Annotated in this window: 1 protein-coding gene; it reads right to left on the bottom strand. The window is 75.9% G+C overall.

Annotation, left to right across the window (positions count from 1 at the left end; all coding sequences use genetic code 11):
- Positions 1-93: 93 nt before the first annotated feature.
- Positions 94-1,371, bottom strand: coding sequence for an acyltransferase family protein (locus IG74_RS0144520; protein WP_051856746.1), 1,278 nt, complete (start codon positions 1,369-1,371; stop codon positions 94-96).
- Between the last annotated feature and the right edge of the window lie 133 nt (positions 1,372-1,504).

Raw genomic sequence — 1,504 nt, 5'->3', positions numbered from 1 at the left:
CGGCGGGGGTGGTGCGGGGGCCGGGTCCGGGGGCCGGGGGTGCGGGGCCGGCGGCACGGGGCGGTGGGGCGCGGTCAGGGGCTGAGGGGCCGCTCATCGTTCACCCCCCTCGTGGTGGCCTTCAGCCGTCGGCCCGGCATGGATTTCAGGATTCTGAGGCGTTCCCGTACGGGCAAGGAATGGTGTTTCATCCCGGCAAGTTGGCTTAGTCGCGGGGGGTTTTGAGGAATTCTTTGCGCGGGCCCGTGCTGTTTTCGTGCGGTGTTCCGCGGGGCCCGCCAGAAATCGCATCGCCGGTTTTTCCACCGCGTGGTGCAGCAGGGCGGCGACCGCCAGGCTCACCGCGAGGGCCGCGGCGGTCACCAGCAGGGCCACCGGGGTGGTGAACGCGCGCTCGTCCAGCGCCCGGTGGCCGTGGATGAGGACCAGGCGGTGCACCAGGTACAGGGCGAAGGAGAGCTCGCCGAGGCGGACCAGGGCGGGCGCGGCCAGCACGGTGGGCCGGCCGGTGGCGTCGGCGTGGGCCAGGGCGCCGATCAGCAGGGCGACGGGCACCAGGGTCGCGGCCACCAGCCCTGCCAGGTAGGGCAGTTGGGTGGCCAGCACGTAGCCGGCGCCCAGCAGGGCGGCGGCGGGCAGCGGGCGCGGGCCGCGCCAGTGGCCCTCGCGCACGATCCGGGCCATCACCATGCCCAGGGCGAACTCCGCGGCGCGCACCGGCGGGAAGACGTACAGCAGCCAGTACTGCCACTGGCCGGTGGTGCCGTCGGGCAGGGCCAGGGCCGGGGTGTCGGGCAGCAGGGCGACGGCGGCGGGCAGGGCGGTCACGGCGGCGGCCAGGGCTGCGGCCAGCGGCCACAGGCCGCGCGCGGGCAGCGCCCGCAGGGCCCGCCACAGCAGCGGGAAGGCCAGGTAGAACAGCAGCTCGCAGGAGAGGGACCAGCTGACCGGGTTGCCGCTGACGTACATGTCCGGCTGCGGGAAGAACGACTGGACCAGGAGCACGTTGGCGCTCACGGCGCCGGGCTGCAGGGCGGCGCCGGTGGTGGCGAGCAGGACGAAGGCGGCCAGGGCGGTCACCAGGTGGCTGGGGTAGATCTTGGCCAGGCGGCGGCGCCAGAAGCGGCGGGCGCTGTCGGCGGGCCGGGCCGACCAGGTCAGCACGAAGCCGCTGAGCACGAAGAAGAACGACACCCCCACCCAGCCGGCCTTGGACAGGACGTCGGCGAGCCGGTGCTGGGTGCCGGGGTCGGCGAAGAAGCCCGCGAAGGAGGCGTGGAAGGCGAACACCGCGGCGGCGGCGGCGAAGCGCATGCCGGTCAGGGAGGGCAGGCGGTGCGGGCGGACGACGGCAACGACGGCGGCGGCCATGCGGGAACACTCCTGGGCGGTCACGGCACCCGGCGCCGGGCACCGGGTGTGCGGCCCGGCCCCGCCCGGGGCGGTGCGGCGGCCGGACACGGACGAGCCGGGCGGGGCGGGGGCCGGCGGGCGGGCCGGGCGG

Source organism: Streptomyces sp. NRRL B-1347 (assembly GCF_000720325.1).
Classification (GTDB): domain Bacteria; phylum Actinomycetota; class Actinomycetes; order Streptomycetales; family Streptomycetaceae; genus Streptomyces.
The sequence above is the reverse complement of the archived record's forward strand: the minus strand, read 5'-3'. Positions and strand labels throughout refer to the sequence as shown.